Below are 19,173 nucleotides of genomic sequence, written 5' to 3'. Positions count from 1 at the left end.
GATATCTAAATGTTAGTATCGAGGAATCGCATGACGAAATCAAATTCATGTCAGACTTATATGCAGCGGAACATGGGATCCCCCGCAGCCCGTCATGTTCGAGATCAGAGGCGATCTCCCTGTCTTTCAAGGGCAGCGCTCTGATAATGCACGGACCGCATGGTCACTCCTATTCGGCGGTTTCGGGACGCCCCTCGAAAGGCAACAGATTCGACTATTCTTCGAGTCGATACGGCGCGCGTAGCGAGGGGCCCATTCCCCCTGGGCGGTATTGGATCAAACCTTCGGAGATGTGGTCCAACCATTGGTACAACTTGGCTGCCCGCTCGGCATGGGGTGATCACAGAATCACGATTCACATTTTCCCCGGCACGGAGACTCACAGACGTGGTGGCTTTTTTATCCATGGCGGCACGCATGCGGGCAGCGCCGGGTGCATCAATCTCCATTCGCGGATGGAAGATTTTGTGCGGGACCTGGAGGCAGCAGTCGGCCCTGCGTCGGATTGCTATGTTCCGTTGACGATTCGGTATTGAACCGATGGATAAAGGAACGTCGCGGACACTGATCAATGCGGCGTTGTTCTTGATCGTTGTGCTCGTCGGCGCGTTCAACGTGCTCAACCTGAAGGAAGCTTATGGGGACGGGCCGCCGTACTACTCGCGCACGACGAACATGGACAAGTGGATCGATCCGTTACCCGTGCTCGCGGCCGTCGATGCAATCACCGTGTTTGCCGTTGCTGCGATTCTTTACCGCACCAATCGAAAACGCTGACCGCAGGATCCGATTCAACCAATCTCAAACCCAAACCCACGCTCGAACGCCCCCGGTCGCACGATGCGATGCGATCCATCATCGTCGCTGCGTTCCTTGATCTCGAGCGATAAGCTGCGCGCGCCCGGCGTCACGCGCAGCGCCGTCGTGCTGCGCGTCCCGTACTCCGGCGTTTCGATGAACGCCGCCGACAGCACGCGCTCACGCTCGATCGAAATCCCCGTCGACGGCAAGGACTCGTCATTCGCGGTGCGCGGATCGCGCAAGGTCTCGATGAGCACATCGAGCGACGGATGCTCATCGGCGTGAATCAGATCGCACAAGGCCTCGCGCTGCGCGACGAGCTTCGGCCACGGCGTGTTCAACAGGCTGTTGGACAAGCCATGCACGCCCGCTTCGAGCAGAGCGGGCGGCGCATCGGCGCGATTGCCGTACCAGCCGAGCTCGCGGCGCGTGAAATCCCCGCAAAGCAGATTGAAGCCGTTATAGCGATGGCCTTCCTCCGCCACGCGTTCGAGATAGTCGAGCGGCGCCATGCGCTCGCCCGCGAGAAACGCGCTCACGAGCGTGCCGCGCGTCGGCGCATTCGGGCGCATTTCGCTCGGCGCGCGATAGTTGGTCAGCGCGGCGAAACGCCCGTCGCGCGAGACGCCGAGCCAGGTCCCGCCGCCCGTCAGATCGCGGCCCGCAAGGACGCCCGGTGCGTCGTCCCACCAGTGCATCGGCTCGGCGTCGCGGCGAAAGAACTCGTCGCGGTTGGCCGACAGCGTCAGCAGCGCGCGGCCGCTTTCCTGCGAAGCCGCGGGCTGCCAGTCGAAGACGATCAGACACATAGGGCGAGTGCTCACGCGTCGGCGGGAAAGGCGTAGGGCAGCGGCACGAACGCGAGCGCCGGGCCATCCGCGGAACCGACATGCACCGAGCCGTTGCCGAGCGCGGCCAGCTTGATCTCCACGAGACAATCCACGCCGCCGCCCGCCGCGGGCGCCACGTTGACGACGAGCCCGCACGGCTGGCCGGGATCGTCGGAATGAAACAGCTCGGCGCCGGGCGTCGCGGTGTCGGCGTGCGCCAGCGCCGTGCGCCGCTTGATCGTGCCCCGATACTGGCTGCGCGCGACCACTTCCTGACCGGGATAGCAGCCTTTCTTGAAGTTCACGCCGCCCAGGACGTCGAAGTTCACCATCTGCGGGACGAACTGCTCGACTGTCGCCTGCGTGATGCGCGGCTCGCCGGCGTGGATGTCGAGCCAGTCCCACATCTGCTCGGGCACGCGCTTCAGCTTCTCGTCGAGCCTCGCGAGCTGCGCCTCGACCTCCGCCTTCGGCCCGACCCATAGAAAGCGCGGGCGATGCGCCGCATCCGGCACGCGGATCAGCGCGCCGCGCGGGCCTTCGACTTTCACGTGCACGCCATCGGGCAGCGCATCGAAGATGCCGGACAACGCCGCGCGCACGTCGCCCGCGAAGCCGATCGCGGCCACTTCGGGGGTCGCGTCGGTGAGCTTCGCCTTCGAGCGCAGCACGAACATCGACAGACGTTTCTGCACGGCGGCCTGCACGTCCCGTGCGATCAGAAGACGCACGGCGTCGGGCGTGCGCCACATCAGGAACGAGCCGAGCAGGCGCCCCTTGGGCGAGCAGTAGCCCGCGAGACGCGCGCTCGAGGCGTCGAGATGCTGGACGTCGTTCGTAACCTGGCTGTGCAGGAAGGAGGCGGCGTCCTCTCCTTTGACGTCGATTACGCCGAACTGTGTGAGCGGCATGTATGCGCCGGCGGTCTTGACGGCGTCGAAATCGGCGGGCGCGAGGGGCGTGGTCTGGGAATTCATAAGATGGGCGGCTGTCAATCCTATCGTTCGACGGGTCGCGAATGCGACTCCGGCGCAGGCGGCAAGTTATTATATTGGTCTTATCTCAAGCGTGTTCCGCATGTCCCTTTTCAAGAAATGCGTCGTGGCGGTCGTGCTCGCCGCGATGCTCGCGGCGGCCGGCGCGGGCGGCGTCTGGTGGTGGGCCAACCGCTCGATGGCGCTTCCGACGCCCGAACTCGATGTCACCATCAAGCCTCACAGCAGCCTGCGCAGCGTGAGCGCCCAGTTGAATCGCGGCGGCGTGCCCGTCGAGCCGGAGCTTTTCGTGCTGATGACGCGCGTGCTCGGCCTGTCCGCGCAACTGAAATCCGGCAATTATGCGTTCAAGACCGGCATCACGCCTTACGAAGTGCTGCAGAAGATCGCGCGCGGCGACGTAAACGAATATGTCGCGACCGTCATCGAAGGCTGGACGCTGCAGAAAATGCGCGGCGAGCTGGACGGCAATCCCGCGCTCAAGCACGACACGGTGGGCATGAGCGACACGGATCTCCTCCGGGCGATCGGCGCGGCCGAAGTGGACAAGGCCTCGGCCGAAGGCCTGTTTTTCCCCGACACCTATCTCTTCGACAAGGGCACGAGCGATCTCGCCGTCTACAAGCGCGCATACCGGCTGATGCAGGCGCGCCTCACCGAAGCGTGGAACACGCGCGCCCAGAACCTGCCTTACAAGACGCCGTACGAGGCGCTCATCATGGCGTCGATCGTCGAAAAGGAGACCGGGCGCGCGACGGACCGGCCGCTCGTGGCGGCGGTGTTCGCGAACCGGCTGCGCATCGGCATGCCGCTGCAGACGGACCCGAGCGTGATCTACGGCCTCGGTCCGGCCTACGGCGGGAAACTCAAGAAAAAAGACCTGCAGACGGACACTCCGTACAATACCTACACGCGCATGGGCCTGCCGCCGACTCCGATCGCGCTGCCCGGCGTGGCCGCGCTTACCGCCACGCTAAATCCCGCCGCGAGCAACGCCCTGTACTTCGTGTCCCGCGGCGACGGCAGCAGCATCTTTTCCGACAATCTGGGCGACCACAACAAGGCCGTCGACAAATACATCCGGGGTCAATGAATGGCGCGGGGCAAGTTCATCACGTTCGAAGGCATCGACGGCGCGGGCAAGACCACGCATCTGGACTGGTTTCGCCAGCAACTCGCGGCGAAGCTCGCCGCGCACGGGCGTCAAGTCGTCATGACGCGCGAGCCCGGCGGCACGCCGCTCGGCGAAACGCTGCGCGGCATCCTGCTGAATCAGCCGATGGACCTCGAAACCGAAGCCCTGCTCATGTTCGCGGGGCGCCGCGAGCATCTCGCCCAAGTGATCGAACCGGCGCTCGCGCGCGGCGACTGGGTGCTGTCGGACCGTTTTTCGGATGCGACGTTCGCGTATCAGGGCGGCGGCCGCGGTCTGCCGCGCGACAAGCTCGAGGCGCTCGAACGCTGGGTGCAGGGCGGTTTTCAGCCCGATCTGACCGTACTCTTCGACGTGCCGACCCAAACGGCGAGCGAGCGCCGCTCGGCCGCGCGCGCGCCGGACAAGTTCGAGAGCGAATCGGAGGCGTTCTTCGAGCGCACGCGCAACGAATATTTGCGCCGCGCCGCGGAATCGCCGCAACGGTTTTTCGTCGTCGATTCGACACGGCCCATTGGCGAAATTCGCAAAAAACTTGAAGAAGCAGTCGCAAGCCTCTGATTTACACAAGAAAGATATCATGATCTACCCTTGGCAAACCGACGACTGGCAGCGCCTCCAGCAATTGCGCGCTCACTGGCCGCATGCGCTGTTGCTGCATGGAGAAGCGGGCATCGGCAAGCTCCAGTTCGCGCAGCATCTGGCGCAGGGCCTCCTGTGCGAGACGCCTGCCGCGAACGGCGAGCCGTGCGGAGCCTGTCCGGCTTGCCTGTGGTTCTCCCAGGGCAATCACCCCGACTATCGCGCCCTGCTGCCGGAAGCGCTCGCCGGTCTGGCCGCCGCGGGCGGCGACTCCACCGACACGTCCACCGATAAGGCCGACGGCGACGAAGGCAGGAAAACGCGCACGCCCAGCAAGGAAATCAAGATCGAGCAGGTCCGCGCGCTACTGGACTTCTGCGGCGTGGGCTCGCATCGCGGCGGCATGCGCGTCGTGCTGCTGTATCCGGCCGAGGCGCTCAACGTGGCGGCGGCCAATGCGCTGCTGAAGACGCTCGAGGAACCGCCCGCCGGCGTCGTGTTCCTGCTGGTGTCGGCGCGCATCGACCGGCTTTTGCCGACCATCATCAGCCGCTGCCGCCAGTGGCCGATGAGCGTGCCGCAACCGCAAGAGGCGAGCGCATGGCTCGCGGCGCAAGGCGTCGACGACCCGGCTGGCCTGCTCGCGCAGGCGGGCGGCGCGCCGCTGGCGGCGCTTGCGCTCGCGAGCGATGAAAACCGCGCCTTGCGCGACTTCACGCTCGCGCAGCTCGCCGCCGGGCCGAACTGCGACGCCTTCGCCTGCGGGGAAAATCTGCAGAAGCTGCCCGTGCCGCTGGTGCTGGGCTGGCTGCAGCGCTGGCTTTACGATCTGCTCGCGCAGCGCACGGCGGGCCGTCCGCGCTATTTTCCCGGCGCAACGAAGGCGCTCGCCCGATGCGCGCAGAGCGCCGATCCCGCCGCGCTCGCACGCTACATGAAAGCCGTCACGCGGCAGCGCGCGGTGGAAAATCACCCGCTCAATGCGCGCCTCGTGTTCGAGGAGCTGTTCATCGGCTATCGCGGGATCTACACGGCCTGACGCCATCCATCGGCAAAACCATGAGTCTCAGCTACCGCGACGCCACTTCCGACGACTTGCCCGCCATCGTCGCCATCTACAATTCGACGATCGCCTCGCGCGAGGTCACGGCGGATCTCGAACCGGTCACGATCGAGAGCCGCGTCGCGTGGTTTCAGGCGCACAGTCCGCAGTCGCGGCCGCTGTGGGTCGTCGAGGAGGGCGGAGAGGTCATCGCGTGGCTGAGCTTCTCGGACTTCTACGGGCGCCCGGCGTACGCACACACGGTCGAGGTCAGCATCTATCTGGATGAACGTGCGCGCGGCAAGGGTCTCGGCAGGCAGCTGCTGCGCGAGGCGCTCGCGCGCGCGCCGTCGCTAAACGTGGATACCGTGCTCGGCTTCGTCTTCGGTCACAACGAGCCGAGCATGAAGCTCTTCGCCAGCCTCGGCTTCGAGGCATGGGGGACGCTGCCGCGCGTCGCGGTACTGGACGGCGTCGAGCGCGACCTCGTCATTCTCGGCCTGCGCCTGGACGCGCAGCGGGCCGCGACGCAGGACACGCATTAAGGAGCACCGGATGTTCGTCGATTCACACTGCCACATCAACTTCGAAGGGCTCGCGGACCGCCTGCCCGACGTGCTCGACCGGATGCGCGCGCACTCCGTCACGCATGCGCTGTGCGTGTCCGTCGATCTGGAGACGCTGCCCTCGGTGCTCGAGATCGCCGAGAAGCACGAGAACGTGTACGCGTCGGTCGGCGTGCATCCGGATCACGAGGATGCGAAGGAGCCGAGCGTCGCCGAACTGGTCGAACTGGCCGCGCATCCGAAAGTCTGCGCGATCGGCGAAACCGGGCTCGACTACTATCGCCTGGAGGGGCGCAGCCTCGCCGACATGGAATGGCAGCGCGAGCGCTTTCGCACGCACATTCGCGCCGCGCATGCTACGGGCAAGCCGCTCATCATCCATACGCGCTCGTCGTCGGAAGACACGCTGCGCATCATGGAAGAAGAGCGCGCGGGCGTGCCGGGCGGCGTCATGCATTGCTTCACGGAACCGTGGGAGGTCGCGCAGGCGGCGCTCGCGCAGAACTTTCATATCTCGCTGTCCGGCATCGTCACGTTCAAGAATGCGAAGGATGTGCAGGACGTCGCGCGGCGCGTGCCGATCGAGCGTCTGCTGATCGAAACCGACTCGCCGTATCTCGCGCCGGTGCCCTATCGTGGCAAGCCGAATGAACCCGCGTACGTAAGTTATGTCGGACGTTTCATCGCGCAGTTGCGCGAGCAGCCGGAGGAGGCTGTCGCGCAGGCAACCACCGACAACTTCTTCCGGCTCTTCAAGATCGCGCGGCCGGCGTGACGTACGCCTCAGGCGGCCGGCCGTCGCGAACGAAAACCTGTTTCAAGGCAATCCGAAGGTCTCATATGAACAATTCGTCGATGATTTCTCCCCTTTCCGCGGCGAGCGCGCCAAACGTTTCCCGTGCGCTGCTCGCTGGCCACGCGCGCCATGCACGCCATGCACGAAAGGGCGCGGCCGTGCGCGGTCTCCTCGCCGGCGCGCTGCTCGCCGCCTGCGCGGTCGCGCAGCCGGTCTGGGCCGCTTCCGTGGACTCGCTCATCAAGGCGGTCAAGTTCGACGACGTATCGGCGGTCAAGAAACAGCTTGCTCAGGGCGCGGACCCGAACACCGTCGACAACACCGGCACGCCGATCATCGTGCTTGCCGCGCGCGAGAAATCGGACAAGGTCGGCCAGTTGCTCGCCGACAATCCGAAGACCGATCTGGAGAAACTCGACCCGGCCGGCGAAAACGCGATGATGCTCGCCGCGCTCAACGGCGACGCCGCCTTTGTGAATCTCCTGATCGCGAAGGATGCCGAAGTGAACAAGAAGGGCTGGTCGCCGCTGCACTACGCGGCAACCAACGGCCACGACGACATCGTGAAGATCCTGCTCGACCATTCGGCCTACATCGACGCAGGCTCGCCCAACGGCACGACGCCGCTCATGATGGCAGCGCGCGGCGGCCATCTTTCGACCTGCAAGCTGCTGCTCGACGAAGGCGCGGATTTGCGGATCAAGAACCAGATCGGCATGACGGCCGTGGACTTTGCCCGCAAGTACAACGAGAAGGATGTCGCAGAGGGCCTGCAGGCGCGCCTCGACGCGATGCAAGGCGGCGCTGCGCAAAGCGGTCCAAACGGTGCAAAATAGCGCAGCGCAGTTTTCCGCTCGGGGGAGAAGGGCGGCCAGGCGCGGCTGCCCCGCGCCCCGAACCCGTCGCCCCAATTAAGCCGCCGCTCAACAGAAAAGGAAGATCATGCTGCGGGAATTCGTCATCGCCTGTGCTCTCGCGACGCCCGTGTGCGCGTTCGCGTTTACCGGCAACGATCTGAACAAGCTCTGCACCAAAACGGATACCAACTCGCGCACCGCCTGCGCGGCCTATATCGAAGGCGCGGCGGACGGCATCTACAACACGATCGAAGCGATCGGCGGCACCTCCGGGCCGCAGGTCGGCCAGTACTTCTGCCTGCCCGCGGACGTGAAGCCGCAGCAACTCACGGATGCGGTGCGCAAGTACATCGCCAACAATCCCGACAAGGCCGACTTCAACGCGACCACGATGGTCTCGCTCGGCCTCGGCAAAGCGTTTCCCTGCAAGGCGGAACGCTGAGCGCGCGATGACCGCGCCTCGATGCTGATGCGAGGGGCGCCAGGGCGCCGGCGCGCGCCCTGGCGTCACCTTTGCCAACGAAAGAAGCGCGATGGCCGCGTCCCGGACGGCCACCGAAGCAGCACCTCGCCGTGTTCACATTCACGAGGCTGATCCGCGACGCTCATGCTTTCACTCGATCACTTCCTGGACCTGGCCGAAAGGCCGCTCGGCAGCTGGCCTGGCGCGCTCGTCGTCGCCGCCATCGCCGTGGCCTTCGCGGTGGGCCTGCATCGCGTCGGCGCGCGCATCCTGACGCGCATCGCGCGGCCGTATCCACTGATGAGCGTCGTGTTGCGCTATATCGACACGCCGGCGCTCGTTCTGCTCATCATCCTCGGGATCGGTTTCATGATCTTCGAGGCGCCCGATACGCTGCCGTTCATCGGCGTGCTGCGCGACGTCGAAACGGTCGCGCTGATCGGCGCGCTCACGTTCCTCGCGGCGCGCTCGGCGGGCGCGGTGGGCGAGGCGATCGTGCAGGCGCATCCGCTCGACACCGACGACAATCTCAACGCCCGCCGCATCCATACGCAGGCGCGCGTGCTCGCGCGCTCGGTGATGGTCGTGATCGTCATCATCGGGTTCGGCGCGGCGCTGATGGCGTTCCCGAGCGTGCGGCAGATCGGCGCGAGCCTGCTGGCTTCGGCGGGGGTCGCGGGACTCGTCGCCGGTATCGCGGCGCGGCCGGTGCTCGGCAACCTGATCGCGGGCCTGCAGATCGCGCTGTCGCAGCCGATTCGCCTCGACGATGTCGTCGTCGTTCAGGGCGAGTGGGGGCGCGTCGAGGAAATCACGGGCACCTATGTGTCGATCCGCATCTGGGACCAGCGGCGGCTCATCGTGCCGTTGCAGTGGTTCATCGAGAATCCGTTCACGAACTGGACACGGAACAGCTCGCAGATCATCGGCACGGTGTTTCTCTACGTCGATTACCGCATGCCGATCGCGCCGCTGCGCGAGGAGCTGGCGCGCATTCTCGCGCACGCGCCGGAATGGGACGGCCGCGTGCAGGTGCTGCAAGTCACCGACGCCACCGATCGCGCGATGCAGCTTCGCGTGCTCGTCAGTTCCTTCGACTCTGCGCTCAACTGGGACTTGCGCTGTCGCGTGCGCGAGGGGCTCGTGAACTTCGTGCAGGCAGCGTATCCGCAATATCTGCCGCGCGCGCGGGCGGATCTGTCGACGGATCGGCACGTCGATTTCGCGCCGCCGCTCGAACCCGCGACGACGGAGCCGGCGGCGACGGCAAATACGGCGAATACGGCGAATACGGCGAATACGCCCGCGGACCCGGTCGCGAGCCGCGGCGAGCCGACCGGGCCGGACCCTCGGGCGCATTCGGCCGCGTCGACAGCGCCAACGCCCGCCGGAAAGCCGTGAGCGGATCCGAAGAAACCCGCGCGGCGTTTTCCGGTCGAAAATTCGTGGTTATCCTGAAATAGACACATTCGAAGAGGAAAGGAACGCATATGAGTCGTCTCGTCGTCGTATCCAACCGGGTCGCCACGCCGACCGAAACCAAGGGCTCCGCGGGCGGGCTCGCCGTCGGCGTCTTCGGCGCGCTGAAGGACAGCGGCGGCGTCTGGTTCGGCTGGAGCGGGGACGTGGTGAGCGAGACCGTGGCGAACCAGGGGCCGAAGCTCGAACAGGACGGCGCGGTCACTTTCGCCACCGTCGGCCTGCCGAAGAAGGACTACGACCAGTACTATCGCGGCTTCTCCAACGCGATGCTGTGGCCGGTCTTTCACTATCGCAACGATCTCGCCGTCTACGATCGCGACGAGTACGCCGGGTACCGGCGCGTAAACGCCTGGCTCGCGCACAAGCTCATCAAGCTGCTCGAGCCCGACGACATCATCTGGGTGCACGACTATCACCTGATTCCGTTCGCCGAGGCGTTGCGCTCGGAGGGCATCAACAACCGCATCGGCTTCTTCCTGCACATTCCGTTTCCGTCTCCGCAGATTCTCTTGAACATCCCGCCGCACGAGGAACTGGTCAAATCGCTGTGCTGCTACGACGTCGTCGGATTTCAGACCGAAAGCGACCGGATCGCGTTTCACGACTACATCATCCGCCACGCGCATGGCACCGCGACGCCCGATGGCCACGTCGAGGCGTTCGGCCGGAAGCTGAAGACGAACGTGTATCGCATCGGCGTGTTTCCGGACGAGATCGCCGAGCAGGCCGAGCGCGGCGAGGCGCGCCAGGACGTGATGGACCTGAAGCAGAGCCTCGAAGGCCGCAAGCTCATCATGAGCGTGGACCGGCTCGATTACTCGAAGGGTCTCGTCGAGCGCTTTCGCGCGTTCGAGCATTTCCTGGAGAAATCGCCCGAATGGCGCGGCAACGTCACGCTCGTGCAGATCGCGCCGCCGACGCGCTCGGATGTCGAGACCTATCAGCAGATCCGGCAGAACCTGGAGTACGAGGCGGGGCGCATCAACGGACGCTACTCCGGGCTCGACTACACGCCGATCCGCTATCTGAACCAGCGTTACGACCGGTGGAAGCTGATGTCGCTCTTTCGCGAATCGCAGATCGGGCTCGTCACGCCGCTGCGCGACGGCATGAATCTCGTCGCGAAGGAATACGTCGCCGCGCAGAATCCGGACGATCCCGGCGTGCTCGTGCTCTCGCAATTCGCGGGCGCCGCCGACGAAATGACCGGCGCGGTGATGGTCAATCCGCACGATATCGTCGGCATGAGCGAGGCGATCGCGCGCGCGCTGGCGATGCCGCTCGCCGAGCGCAAGCAGCGCTATCAGACCAACATGGCCGCGCTGCGCAAGCATGATCTCGGCGTGTGGCGCGACGATTTCCTCGCGGATTTGCGCGGCGACGGCCAGGCCTAACCGCCGCGCGAAACGATTGTTTCGGCCCTGTAACAGAGCGATGAAAGTGCAAGCAGCGGCTTCAGCGACCGCGTTCTCACTCGATAATGCTCTCATCGTGCGGGCGTAGCATCGCGCGCGGCATCGATCGGCAAGCTTTCGCGAAGGAAAGACGCGTTAGGGCAAACCTCGTTGGCCGGGCTCACGGCCCGCTGTCATACTCGATGCGCGGCGCGGCTCGCGCGAATCCGCGCCGCACGTCGAAATCCGCATGGAGACGAGAACGATGAGAATTGCCCAGATTGCCCCGCTCACCGAGTCGGTGCCGCCGAAGCTCTATGGCGGCACGGAGCGTGTCGTGTCGTATCTCACTGAAGCGCTCGTCGAGCTCGGTCATGAGGTCACGCTGTTCGCAACCGGCGATTCGCAAACCAAGGCGAACCTGGAAGCCGTGTGGCCGCGCGCATTGCGCCTCGATCCCGCGATTCGCGACCGCATCGCGCCTCACATGCTGCTGATGGAGCTGGTGCGACGCCGGGCGGAAGACTTCGATGTCCTGCACTTCCACATGGACTATTACTCCTTCTCGCTCTTCAAGCGGCAGGACACGCCGTTCGTCACGACCATGCATGGCCGGCTCGATCTGCCGGAGCAGCAGCCGGTGTTCGATACGTTCGACACGGCGCCGGTCATTTCCATTTCGGACTCGCAGCGGCATCCGCTGCCGCAGGCCAAATGGATCACGACCGTTTATCACGGCTTGCCCGAGACGCTCTATATGCCGCAGGCGGTCGAGCAGAAGTATCTGGCGTTTCTCGGACGCATCTCGCCCGAAAAGCGCGTCGACACGGCGATTCGCATCGCGGGCCGCTGCGGCTTGCCGATCAAGATCGCCGCGAAGGTCGATGTCGCCGACCATGAATACTTCGAACGCGAGATCGCACCGCTGCTCGAATTGCCTTACGTCGAATATATCGGCGAGATCAACGACACTCAGAAGGCCGAATTCCTGTCGGGCGCGCACGCGCTCCTGTTTCCGATCGACTGGCCCGAGCCCTTCGGTCTCGCGATGATCGAAGCGATGGCGTGCGGCACGCCGGTCATCGCGTTCAATCGCGGCGCGGTGCCGGAAGTGGTGGACGAGGGCGTGTCGGGCTTCATCGTCGAGGATGAGATCGGCGCGGTGGCCGCGGTGAACCGCCTGCACACCTTGCCGCGCGAACGCGTGCGCCAGCGCTTCGAGGAGCGCTTCACGTCGCATCGCATGGCCCGGCAGTATCTCGATGCGTATCAGGCCGTGGTGCGCGCGCAGAAGCGTGCGCGCTTCAAGCTGATCGATCGCGCGACGACGACCTGAGGCAAAGCTGGAAAAACCAGAAAAAAACCGCCGTAGGGAGCGATCCGAAGATCGCGCCCTACGGCGGTCATGCTGTGCCGTCTGCTCGCTGCCGCGTGCTCACTACTTCAGGCGCGAGATTTTCGTGCCTTGGAGCGAGACATCCGCCATCAGACCGGCGTTGGTCAGCACGATCACCTCGACCGGCTTGGTTGCGGTGGTCGTGTCGATGGCGCCGTTCGCGCCCATCTTGACGAGCGCCACGGATGCGTCCGCACCCGCCGACCAGCCGTCCGAATTGCGGAATTTGTCGAGCGCGTCCTGCGTCATGAACAGGAAGATCAGCGCCTTCGATTGCGCGCCGGCCTGCAGGCCGAACGAGCCCGAGGTCGTGCTGTAGTAGCCGACGGTGCTGCCGCCCACTCGCAGCGAACCTTTGCCGTATTGAGCGCCGACAATGAGGCCTGCCTGAATCACGGACGGGAACACCAGAATGCCGCGCGACTTCGCGACCAGCTCGCGCGAACCGGATACGGTGGAATAGAGACGCTGGATGGTGCTGTCGACGTCTGCGTCGATGGAGCGGCGCTCGTCAGCGGCGCCCGCAGCCTGTTCGGCGCCGGAATTCTTGTTTGCCGTGCAGCCGGCAAGCGCGAGGCCTCCCAGCGCCAGCACCGCAGTCGACTTGAGCATGAAGTTTCGTCTTTGCATCATTGTTCTCCATCGTGGAATTTAGGAAACCCCATAGAGCGGGAGGGTGAGGCACGCCAAGTTATAGCACAGCAACCAGGAAACGCGAGCCCCGACCATGCGTCCAAACCCTTGCCACGCAAGGTTTTCAGGCTCCGCAACATTTGGGGGACAGCAACTTTGGCGTACTAGCTTACTCCGAATCCGGCCCCAAAACGACGATCGCCACGGTAAATTACATATTACTTTCGACCGTTTCCGTCCGCGTATTCAAGGATAGACGAAGCCTCGACTGCCCAATGCTCATACGGAGGTTTCACCCGAAACGCGACCTTTCGGCAAGTATAAATTTCGCGACGCTGCCGCCCGGTCTCGCGAAACGCAGCCAGTACCGTGTAGCAACGACCGTTCCCGCCTCGTACTCAGGAATGAGTCGTCGTTTTTACTTTGCCGGGAGCGGCGGAAGGGATGGACGTCACGCGCGGCGGGCGCCTCAATGCGCGCCTGATTCCGCCGATCAGGATGCCGAGCGCGAGCAGGAAGACCGCCGGCACGATCCAGTAGCCGACGAACGCGTGCCACAGATAATCCGCGAGCGTCGCCTTGCGATGGGCATATTCGTCGAGTGCTTCCTGATGCTTCGCGGCGTTGGCCGTGAGGACGCCGGCGGGACAGCCGGCCGCGCGCGCTTCGTCGGGCGTGCCGCGGCAGCGCGACGCCGCGCCGGCGGCGCGCTGCGCGTCGGTCAGCTCCCAGGTGGAGAGCGACTTCTGAAGATCCGCGTTGTTGTACGCCATCTCCTCGCGCACTTCATTGACCGCGACGATCAGCACCGGCACGAACCAGAACGTGATCGTCACGAGCCACCGCCTGAACCAGCGGTTCTTATGCTTCCATGCCATCCGATGCCTCCATGCGAAGCTTCTCGCCTCGCTCGAGCGGGCGGCGGCCGATGGCTATTTCTTGTATTCGTGAGGGGGCCGCCTTCGCGCCATCTTATGAGAAAAAGACGACGGTGCGAATCACCAGCTTGGTTGCAGTGCAATAACGGCGGGCAGGCAGCGTAGATACGCAAGACGCAAACGAGACGCGCCGCGCGCGAACGGCGCGGCGCGAGAGGGCAGGCCGACGCAATCAGCCCTTGTTGCTGAGACAGCTCTTCATGAACGCCTTGCGGTCGTCGCCTTTCTTGTCGGCTGCCTGCTGATTGCACGCGGTCATCTTCTGCTGCTGCGTCATCGGTGCGGATGCGGCGGCCGGCGCGGCCGACAGGCAGCTCTTCATGAACGCCTTGCGGTCGTCGCCTTTCTTGTCGCCGGCCTGCTTGTTGCAATCGGTCATCTTGCTTTGCTGGCTGTTGGCGGCGAAGGCTGCGTTCGCGCCGAATGTCAGGCTCAGCGCGGCGATGAGGGTGAAGGCGGTGGCTCGAATATTCATGTGACGCTCCCTGGTTTGAATGACGGTTGTTCTTCGACGGCGCGTAGCTTTGGCGGCCCGTGGCAAGCGGCCGCCCGCGCATTATGGCAAACCGAATATGAACGGTGTGAGGGATCAGGTCAAATCAGGAGGCACTGTGTGTATCGATCCGCATCGATGCGGGAACGAGGCTTGCACGAGGCTTTCATGATCGCCGTCAATTTCGGCTGATCGCAAGTATTCACCCGACACGCACGCGCAAGGCAGCCGACGTATCATCGTGCGATGCCCGTCCAACGCAAAGGAGACGTTTCATGTCCACGCCGCTGTCCGATCATTACAAGGGCTTCGAGATCAAGGTGCAGGCATTGCGGCGCGCGAAGGAGCGCGACGAACCGGACGACGGTCCACGCCACTTCGACATCGTGGTGACGATCGCACGCAGCGCGCATGGCGACAGCGGCCGCTCGGTCATGTTCGGCGTGCCCGAGCAAGAACCCTTCGACAGCCCGATCGACGCGACACGCGCGGGCATCGACTACGCGCGCCAGATCATCGACAACAAGATAGAGGGCCAGTCCGTCGAGGACCTCTGACATTCATCCGCTTCCCCTGCCGTCAGCACACCGGTTGGCGCAAAGGAGCGAATCTCGCGCGCCGGTTCTACACGTAAGCCCGATTGACCTCACGCGCCTCACCAACGAGAATCGACGGCGAGCAAACGTTGAAACCGCGCGACAAGGGCGCGCGAAGGGCTTGCCGCGTGTGAGACGCAGCGCCGGCGCGACAGGGCGCAGGCGTCTGTTTTCCCCGCTCGCCCCGCGCGGATCGACACGCCATGCTCGCGTTCGCTGTGGTACGCACGACCAGACAAACCAAAACGAAAGCACTGGAGATCCGCATGAACCGAACCATTCGCCGACGCGTCCTTTCGGCCGCCGTCGCGCTCGCCGCCTGCACCGCATTGCCGTTCGCATCGTCATCCGCATTCGCGCAGGCGGCGGCCAAGCCGAAGGTCGCGCTCGTCATGAAATCGCTCGCCAACGAGTTCTTCCTGACGATGGAAAACGGCGCGAAGGACTATCAGGCGCACAACGCCGGCCAGTTCGACCTGATCACCAACGGCATCAAGGACGAAACCGACACCGCCGCGCAGATCCGCATCGTCGAGCAGATGATCGTCTCGAAGGTCGACGCGCTCGTTATCGCGCCCGCCGATTCCAAGGCGCTCGTGCCGGTGATCAAGAAGGCGGCGGACGCGGGCATCATCGTCGTGAACATCGACAACCGGCTCGACCCCGACGTGCTCAAGTCCAAGGATCTGAACGTGCCGTTCGTCGGTCCTGACAACCAGAAGGGCGCGCGCAAGGTCGGCGACTATCTCGCCCCGCGTCTCAAGAAAGGCGATGAAGTCGCGATCATCGAAGGCGTGACGACCACTACCAACTCGCAGGCGCGCAGCGCGGGCTTCAAGGCGGCGATGGACGCGGCCGGCATGAAGGTCGTCGCGCTTCAGTCGGGCGAATGGGAGATCGACAAGGGCAACGCGGTCGCATCCCAGATTCTGAACGCGAATCCGAACGTGAAGGCGCTGCTCTGCGACAACGACAACATGGCGATCGGCGCGGTGTCGGCGATCCGCGCGGCCGGCAAGGCGGGCAAGGTGCAGGTGGTCGGCTTCGACAACATCAACGCGATCAAGCCGATGCTGAAGGACGGCCGCGTGCTCGCGACCGCCGACCAGTATGCGGCGAAGCAGGCGGTGTTCGGCATCGACGTGGCGCTGAAGGCGATTTCCGGCCACAAGAAGCAGTCGGAGCTTTCGCAGGTGGTGGAAACGCCCGTCGATCTCGTGACGAAGTAAGCGTGACGACGTGAGCCTTACGCGAGGCGGCGTCATCCGGCGCCGTCCTGCGTGAAAAATCGGACCTCAAGTTTGCGGTCGGCGTGCCGATAAGACGCTGACGAGCGCGGAAGGCAGTCCGGCGCGGGCGCGGCCAGCGGAAAGTCTCCGGGCACAGGCTTCGAAAACGCACCGAGCCGCGCCGCAACGGGCGCGGGCCGTATTTCGAAGCCATGCAGGACAACCAGCCGGGACAACCAGCGAGGATGCACAGCGAAGCCTTGAAGCCCCTCATGACCGGATCGGACGAAGCGAACGTGCTGACCGTGACGGGCATCGGCAAGACCTATGTCGAGCCGGTGCTGGCCGACGTGTCGCTCGCGCTCGTTCCCGGCGAGGTGCTCGCCCTGACCGGCGAGAACGGCGCAGGCAAGAGCACGCTGTCGAAGATCATCGGCGGGCTCACGGATCCGACCACGGGGACGATGGCGCTCGCGGGGCGGCCCTACGCGCCGAAGAGCCGCTCGGAAGCCGAGGCGCTCGGCGTGCGCATGGTGATGCAGGAGCTGAACCTGCTGCCGACCTTGTCGGTGGCGGAGAATCTGTTTTTGAACCGCTTGCCGCGCAAAGGCGGGGTCGGCTGGATCGACCGCAGGCGGCTGGCGGCGGACGCGCGTCACGCGATGGCGCAGGTCGGACTCGATGCGATCGATCCGGACACGCTCGTCGGGAGTCTCGGCATCGGGCATCAGCAGATGGTGGAAATCGCGCGCAACCTGATCGGCGATTGCCGCGTGCTGATCCTCGACGAACCGACCGCGATGCTCACCGCCCGCGAAGTCGACTTGCTGTTCGAGCAGGTCCGGCGGCTGAAGGCGCGCGGCGTCGCGCTCGTCTACATCTCGCACCGGCTGGAGGAATTGCGGCGCATTGCCGAGCGCGCGGCCGTCCTGCGCGACGGGCGGCTCGTGCATCTCGGCCCGATGGACGAACTCCCGAGTGATCGCCTCGTCACGCTGATGGTCGGGCGCGAGATCGGCGAGCGCATCGATCTGGGGGAGCGCAGGATCGGCGGCGTCGCGCTGAAGGTGGAAGGCATGACGCGCGTGCCCGCGGTGCGCGACGTGTCGTTCGACGTGCGCGCGGGCGAGATTTTCGGCGTGAGCGGGCTGATCGGCGCCGGCCGGACCGAGCTGATGCGGCTCATCTACGGCGCGGATCGCGCGGATGCCGGCACGGTATCGGTCGCGCGCGATGGCCAGGCGTTGCGCCGCGTGACGGTGCAATCGCCCGCCGACGCGGTCAAGGAAGGCATCGCGCTCATCACGGAGGACCGCAAGGGCGAGGGCCTGCTGCTCAGCCTGCCCATCGCCGCGAACGTTTCACTGGGCAATCTCGGCGCGGTGGCGCGTCACGGCGTGGTCGATACGCGCCGGGAAGCCGCGCTCGCGCAGCGTCAGATCGAGGCGATGCGCATCCGCACCTCGGGCCCGGCGCAGCTGGTGTCGGAGCTGTCGGGCGGCAATCAGCAGAAGGTCGTGATCGGCCGCTGGCTCGCGCGCGACTGCTCCGTGCTGCTGTTCGACGAGCCGACGCGCGGCATCGACGTGGGCGCGAAGTTCGACATCTACGGGCTGATGGGGGCGCTGGCTCGCGAAGGGCGCGCGCTGGTCGTCGTGTCGAGCGACCTGCGCGAGCTGATGCTGATCTGCGACCGCATCGGCGTGATGTCGGCCGGACGCATGACGGGCGTGTTCGAGCGCGCGGATTGGACGCAGGATGCGCTGCTCGCCGCGGCGTTCTCGGGCTACGCGAAGCGCGAGGCGATCCTGCACGAGCCGATCGCGCCGGACGCCCGGGCGCCCGAAGACAATGTGGAGCATTGAATGAGCGAAGCGAATCTGCCCGCCGATGCACAGAAGAGCACGAAGGGCGTCGGCACGCGCCTCGGCGTTTCGAATTACCTGGGTCTCGCGGGCGCGCTCGCCACGATGATCGCGCTGTTTTCGGTGCTGAGTTCGCACTTTCTGACGTACGACACGTTCAGCACGATCGCGAACCAGATACCGGATCTCGTCGTGATGTCGGTCGGCATGACCTTCGTGCTGATCATCGCGAGCATCGATCTGTCGGTGGGCTCGGTGCTCGCGCTGGGCGCATCGGTGGTGAGCGTGGCCGCGCTCAAGTGGCACTGGCCGGCGTTTCCCGCCGCGCTGATCGGGCTCGCGGCCGCCGCGCTGACGGGCACCGTGACCGGGCTCGTGACGGTGGCGTGGCGCATTCCGTCGTTCATCGTGTCGCTCGGCGTGCTGGAAGGCGCGCGCGGGCTCGCGTATCAGATGACGAACTCGCGCACGGCGTACATCGGCGATGCGTTCGATTTCCTGTCGAATCCGATCGCGTTCGGCATCTCGCCCGCGTTCCTGATCGCGGTCGCGGTGATGATAGTTGCGCATCTGGTCTTGACCCGGACGGTTTTTGGCCGATATCTCGTAGGGATCGGCACGAACGAGGAAGCCGTGCGGCTCGCGGGGGTCAATCCGCGGCCGTACAAGATAATCGTTTTCGCACTGATGGGCGCGCTGTCCGGGCTCGCGGCGCTGTTCCAGATTTCGCGCCTGGAAGCCGCCGATCCGAACGCGGGCGCGGGGCTGGAATTGCAGGTGATCGCGGCGGTGGTGATCGGCGGCACGAGCCTGATGGGCGGGCGCGGTTCGGTGATCAGCACGTTTTTCGGCGTATTGATCATTTCCGTGCTGGCGGCGGGCCTGGCGCAGATCGGCGCGAACGAGCCGACCAAGCGCATCATCACGGGCTCAGTGATCGTGGTGGCGGTGGTGCTGGATACCTATCGCAGCAGAAGAAAGCGGGTGTGATGGTTCGAGCAATCGAGGGCCGGCGACGGCACGGGCTCCGCACGGGGCGGAAAAGCGGCTGTTGGCGTTGCC

21 protein-coding genes are annotated in these 19,173 nt (G+C 65.1%); 16 read left to right on the top strand and 5 right to left on the bottom strand.

The window, feature by feature from the left end:
• Nucleotides 1-47 precede the first annotated feature (47 nt).
• Nucleotides 48-536 carry a tlde1 domain-containing protein gene (locus AWB83_RS08150; protein ID WP_087044079.1) on the top strand — a complete coding sequence of 163 codons (489 nt, stop codon included), beginning with the start codon at nucleotides 48-50 and terminating at the stop codon, nucleotides 534-536.
• A 4-nt stretch (nucleotides 537-540) separates the two neighbouring features.
• Nucleotides 541-777 carry a hypothetical protein gene (locus AWB83_RS08145; protein ID WP_087044077.1) on the top strand — a complete coding sequence of 79 codons (237 nt, stop codon included), beginning with the start codon at nucleotides 541-543 and terminating at the stop codon, nucleotides 775-777.
• A gap of 14 nt (nucleotides 778-791) precedes the next feature.
• On the opposite strand, the gene AWB83_RS08140 is transcribed toward AWB83_RS08145, so the two are convergent.
• Nucleotides 792-1,610, bottom strand: a complete 819-nt coding sequence (locus tag AWB83_RS08140) for an NRDE family protein (RefSeq protein ID WP_087044075.1) — start codon at nucleotides 1,608-1,610, stop codon at nucleotides 792-794.
• An 11-nt stretch (nucleotides 1,611-1,621) separates the two neighbouring features.
• Nucleotides 1,622-2,608: a CAF17-like 4Fe-4S cluster assembly/insertion protein YgfZ gene (gene ygfZ, locus AWB83_RS08135; protein ID WP_087044073.1), complete on the bottom strand. Its 987-nt coding sequence runs from the start codon at nucleotides 2,606-2,608 to the stop codon at nucleotides 1,622-1,624.
• Between the two features lie 100 nt (nucleotides 2,609-2,708).
• Here ygfZ and mltG point away from each other — a divergent pair, with 100 nt between their 5' ends.
• From mltG to AWB83_RS08085, 10 genes are all read left to right on the top strand, one after another.
• The gene (gene mltG / locus AWB83_RS08130; RefSeq protein WP_087044071.1) at nucleotides 2,709-3,719 is read left to right on the top strand and encodes an endolytic transglycosylase MltG; all 1,011 of its coding nucleotides are present in this window, start codon (nucleotides 2,709-2,711) and stop codon (nucleotides 3,717-3,719) included.
• Nucleotides 3,720-4,340, top strand: coding sequence for a dTMP kinase (gene tmk, locus AWB83_RS08125; RefSeq protein ID WP_087044069.1), 621 nt, complete (start codon nucleotides 3,720-3,722; stop codon nucleotides 4,338-4,340).
• A gap of 19 nt (nucleotides 4,341-4,359) precedes the next feature.
• Entirely contained in the window at nucleotides 4,360-5,400 is a 1,041-nt protein-coding gene (locus AWB83_RS08120) for a DNA polymerase III subunit delta' (protein ID WP_087044067.1), read from the top strand.
• A gap of 20 nt (nucleotides 5,401-5,420) precedes the next feature.
• Nucleotides 5,421-5,948 (top strand): GNAT family N-acetyltransferase, encoded by a 528-nt coding sequence (locus tag AWB83_RS08115; RefSeq protein ID WP_087044064.1) that lies wholly within the window; start codon nucleotides 5,421-5,423, stop codon nucleotides 5,946-5,948.
• A gap of 10 nt (nucleotides 5,949-5,958) precedes the next feature.
• A complete protein-coding gene (locus tag AWB83_RS08110) occupies nucleotides 5,959-6,744 on the top strand; it encodes a TatD family hydrolase (RefSeq protein ID WP_087044062.1) in 786 nt (261 codons plus the stop codon).
• 65 nt (nucleotides 6,745-6,809) lie between these two features.
• Complete coding sequence (locus tag AWB83_RS08105; protein ID WP_087044060.1) at nucleotides 6,810-7,601, top strand: ankyrin repeat domain-containing protein; 792 nt, start codon at nucleotides 6,810-6,812, stop codon at nucleotides 7,599-7,601.
• Nucleotides 7,602-7,707: 106 nt separating this feature from the next.
• The gene (locus AWB83_RS08100; protein WP_087044058.1) at nucleotides 7,708-8,064 is read left to right on the top strand and encodes a Rap1a/Tai family immunity protein; all 357 of its coding nucleotides are present in this window, start codon (nucleotides 7,708-7,710) and stop codon (nucleotides 8,062-8,064) included.
• Nucleotides 8,065-8,229: 165 nt separating this feature from the next.
• Nucleotides 8,230-9,486 carry a mechanosensitive ion channel family protein gene (locus AWB83_RS08095; protein ID WP_087044056.1) on the top strand — a complete coding sequence of 419 codons (1,257 nt, stop codon included), beginning with the start codon at nucleotides 8,230-8,232 and terminating at the stop codon, nucleotides 9,484-9,486.
• Nucleotides 9,487-9,575: 89 nt separating this feature from the next.
• Nucleotides 9,576-10,961 carry an alpha,alpha-trehalose-phosphate synthase (UDP-forming) gene (gene otsA / locus AWB83_RS08090; RefSeq protein ID WP_087044054.1) on the top strand — a complete coding sequence of 462 codons (1,386 nt, stop codon included), beginning with the start codon at nucleotides 9,576-9,578 and terminating at the stop codon, nucleotides 10,959-10,961.
• A 265-nt stretch (nucleotides 10,962-11,226) separates the two neighbouring features.
• Nucleotides 11,227-12,297 carry a glycosyltransferase family 4 protein gene (locus AWB83_RS08085; RefSeq protein WP_087044356.1) on the top strand — a complete coding sequence of 357 codons (1,071 nt, stop codon included), beginning with the start codon at nucleotides 11,227-11,229 and terminating at the stop codon, nucleotides 12,295-12,297.
• A gap of 102 nt (nucleotides 12,298-12,399) precedes the next feature.
• Here AWB83_RS08085 and AWB83_RS08080 read toward each other — a convergent pair whose 3' ends face one another.
• The 3 genes from AWB83_RS08080 to AWB83_RS08070 form a co-directional block, all read right to left on the bottom strand.
• A complete protein-coding gene (locus AWB83_RS08080) occupies nucleotides 12,400-12,987 on the bottom strand; it encodes a BPSL1445 family SYLF domain-containing lipoprotein (RefSeq protein WP_087044354.1) in 588 nt (195 codons plus the stop codon).
• A 401-nt stretch (nucleotides 12,988-13,388) separates the two neighbouring features.
• Complete coding sequence (locus AWB83_RS08075) at nucleotides 13,389-13,868, bottom strand: hypothetical protein (RefSeq protein ID WP_087044052.1); 480 nt, start codon at nucleotides 13,866-13,868, stop codon at nucleotides 13,389-13,391.
• Between the two features lie 232 nt (nucleotides 13,869-14,100).
• Nucleotides 14,101-14,403, bottom strand: coding sequence for a PsiF family protein (locus AWB83_RS08070; RefSeq protein ID WP_087044050.1), 303 nt, complete (start codon nucleotides 14,401-14,403; stop codon nucleotides 14,101-14,103).
• A gap of 293 nt (nucleotides 14,404-14,696) precedes the next feature.
• On the opposite strand from AWB83_RS08070, the gene AWB83_RS08065 reads away from it, so the two are divergent.
• From AWB83_RS08065 to AWB83_RS08050, 4 genes are all read left to right on the top strand, one after another.
• Entirely contained in the window at nucleotides 14,697-14,978 is a 282-nt protein-coding gene (locus AWB83_RS08065; RefSeq protein WP_087044048.1) for a hypothetical protein, read from the top strand.
• 305 nt (nucleotides 14,979-15,283) lie between these two features.
• Nucleotides 15,284-16,246, top strand: a complete 963-nt coding sequence (locus AWB83_RS08060; RefSeq protein WP_087044352.1) for a sugar ABC transporter substrate-binding protein — start codon at nucleotides 15,284-15,286, stop codon at nucleotides 16,244-16,246.
• A gap of 272 nt (nucleotides 16,247-16,518) precedes the next feature.
• On the top strand, nucleotides 16,519-18,111 hold the full coding sequence (locus AWB83_RS08055; protein WP_087044350.1) for a sugar ABC transporter ATP-binding protein: 1,593 nt from the start codon (nucleotides 16,519-16,521) through the stop codon (nucleotides 18,109-18,111).
• Entirely contained in the window at nucleotides 18,112-19,101 is a 990-nt protein-coding gene (locus AWB83_RS08050; RefSeq protein WP_087044046.1) for an ABC transporter permease, read from the top strand. It begins immediately after the preceding gene.
• Nucleotides 19,102-19,173 lie beyond the last annotated feature (72 nt).

It is taken from the genome of Caballeronia ptereochthonis (genome assembly GCF_001545075.1).
In the GTDB taxonomy this organism is placed as follows: Bacteria; Pseudomonadota; Gammaproteobacteria; order Burkholderiales; family Burkholderiaceae; genus Caballeronia; species Caballeronia ptereochthonis.
Note: the sequence above shows the minus strand (reverse complement) of the source record. Positions and strands in the feature narration are given on the sequence as shown.